Here is a 219-nt window from a genome sequence, read left to right as displayed (position 1 = left end):
ATGCCCAAGTGGCCACTGCGGTGAACAACGAGTTCCCGAACTTGGATACCGACAGCACGGATGATTTCTCTGGTGACTTTAACGATTTGACCAATTTGCCTGCGAATCTGGATACCGACAGTACCGACGATTTCGACGGACAGTGGAGCAGCCTGACCGGGATTCCAGCAGACTTCGCCGATAACGTGGACAATGTGGACGATGCGGACAACGACCCTG

General features: G+C 53.9%; 1 protein-coding gene. It reads left to right on the top strand.

Annotated features, from left to right (window positions below):
* A partial coding sequence (locus tag EO130_RS15450) for a hypothetical protein (protein WP_164732906.1) occupies positions 1-219 on the top strand: 219 nt, incomplete at both ends.

Source organism: Flagellimonas marinaquae (assembly GCF_003992675.1).
Lineage (GTDB): Bacteria > Bacteroidota > Bacteroidia > Flavobacteriales > Flavobacteriaceae > Flagellimonas > Flagellimonas marinaquae.
This window is presented reverse-complemented; position numbering and strand designations above follow the sequence as displayed.